The sequence below is a fragment of the Arthrobacter agilis genome (assembly GCF_002953615.1).
Taxonomy (GTDB): domain Bacteria; phylum Actinomycetota; class Actinomycetes; order Actinomycetales; family Micrococcaceae; genus Arthrobacter_D; species Arthrobacter_D agilis_B.
In genome coordinates this window covers 1378299-1380394 of sequence record NZ_CP024915.1, presented here as the reverse complement: position 1 = coordinate 1380394, position 2096 = coordinate 1378299, and the positions used below count along the sequence as shown (strand labels likewise).

Annotated in this window: 2 protein-coding genes and 1 tRNA gene; all 3 read left to right on the top strand. The window is 65.9% G+C overall.

What is annotated here, in order from left to right:
• On the top strand, positions 1 to 934 hold a 934-nt coding region (gene rlmN, locus CVO76_RS06615), incomplete at its 5' end, for a 23S rRNA (adenine(2503)-C(2))-methyltransferase RlmN (protein WP_208741347.1).
• A gap of 97 nt (positions 935 to 1031) precedes the next feature.
• Positions 1032 to 1107: transfer RNA gene (locus tag CVO76_RS06610), tRNA-Val, on the top strand.
• A 335-nt stretch (positions 1108 to 1442) separates the two neighbouring features.
• Positions 1443 to 1712, top strand: coding sequence for a hypothetical protein (locus CVO76_RS06605; RefSeq protein ID WP_208741345.1), 270 nt, complete (start codon positions 1443 to 1445; stop codon positions 1710 to 1712).
• Positions 1713 to 2096: the final 384 nt, after the last annotated feature.

Here is a 2096-nt window from a genome sequence, read left to right as displayed (position 1 = left end):
TGCACGGTGGGAGGAGCTCGTCTCGGCGATGTTCCCGCCGCTCCTGACGGAGGTGAAGCGGCTGACCACGGACAACGGCGACACCATCAAGTTCCTGTGGCGGCTGTTCGACGGCGCCCTCGTGGAATCGGTCCTGATGCGCTACCCGGGCCGGGTGACCCTGTGCGTCTCCTCCCAGGCCGGCTGCGGCATGAACTGCCCGTTCTGTGCCACGGGCCAGGCGGGCCTAACCCGCAACATGTCGACGGCGGAGATCGTGGACCAGGTGGTCGCCGCGAACCGCGCCCTCGCGGAAGGCGCCCTGGGCGACCTGCGCACCGATGGCGGGCACGACGCCGACCGCGTCACGAACATCGTCTTCATGGGCATGGGTGAGCCGCTGGCCAACTACAAGCGCGTGATGGCGGCACTGCACCGCTTCGTCGACGACTCCCCCGAGGGCCTCGGCATGTCCGCCCGCAACATCACCGTCTCCACGGTGGGGCTCGTGCCGGCCATCAACAAGCTGGCGGCCGAGTCGCTGCCCGTCACCTTCGCACTGTCCCTCCACGCACCCGACGACGAACTCCGCGACGAGCTGATCCCCGTCAACACGCGCTGGAAGGTCGACGAGGCCCTCGACGCGGCCTACAACTACTACCGGACCACGGGGCGCCGCGTGAGCATCGAGTACGCACTGATCAAGGACATGAACGACCACGCCTGGCGTGCGGACCTGCTGGCGAAAAAACTGAACCAGCGCGGCCGTGGCTGGGTGCACGTCAACCCGATCCCGCTCAACCCGACGCCGGGCTCCATCTGGACGGCGTCGGAGAAGAGCGTCTCGACGGAGTTCATCAACCGCCTCCGCGCCGCCGGTATCCCCACGACCCTCAGGGACACCCGTGGCAAGGAGATCGACGGTGCCTGCGGGCAGCTCGCGGCCGGCGAATAGCGCCACCCGGATTGGCGCGATCCTGCGGCAAGCCGGTATAGTCGATCCTCGTGATGGCGCCCGATCGGCAGGAGCCGGTGGCGGCATCACAGGACGAGGGTCTTTAGCTCAGCTGGTAGAGCGCCACGTTTACACCGTGGATGTCATCGGTTCGATCCCGGTAGGACCCACCACGAAGAACCCCGCCGCTCCAAGGGCCAGAGCCCGGAACGGCGGGGTTTTTCCTTGTCCTGGGCGCATCGCGCATTTGTTCGTATGTGCAACGCTTCCCGATTTTCCGCTGGAGCAACTGATCCGTTCCCGAACCGCTGAAGGGTGGTTGCGGCATCAACTCACCGAAGGGGACGGCGACGCCATTCGGGTCCCGGTCGAACCGGCTCGCGTACACGCCGAGAGCTGCCGCCGCTATCGGCTCCTGCAGGCAGCCCCATGCCGTCATATTCGCCCAGTTCCGCCGACTCACGTGACATCATCGCTGCACCAGAATCCCAGGTGCCGGAGGAATGCCGTGAGGGCGGACGACCAGAGACGACAGTTGGCACAGATGGTCATCGAGGAGGGACTGAACGTTCACGACCTGTGGCTGCGCTATCTCATGAACGGTGGCAGCGCCGGCGACGACGAACTGGCCCGCTATCTCGCCGGCGAGCTTCAGCTGGAGGAACTGCAGCGAGACCTCCTGTCGATCGCCGTCCGGGAGCTGGTATCCGAGCGCCAGGAATCGCTCGGACTGCGTGACACGGGGAAGCGACGGCATCCTGACGGCGATGACAGCTAGGCGAAACAGATATTGCGACGGCCCGGTGGGTCCCCGTTCGACGCCGTACGGCGCTATAGCGCAGCCGTATCGGTACCGGTCTCGCCCAGGCGGCACAGCTGGACGTCCTCCACAGGAGCACCGCCCATCGGCGTGAACGGGGGCGCACCTCTGGGATCAGCCGCAGGCCGTCAGTAGGTGAGCTCGTCCGGACCGGCAAGCACCTCGAGGTTGGTCCGCACCCGATCGATGCACTGTCTGACGATGCCGATGCTCTTCTTCACGATCACCATGGCTACTACCCGTTCCTTCGTCGTACTGCCGGTGAGACCACACCACCTGTCTACCCGACGAACAGTGGCGCCAGGCGAGAGGAACCTGATGGGTGGGTGAACGGAGGATGAC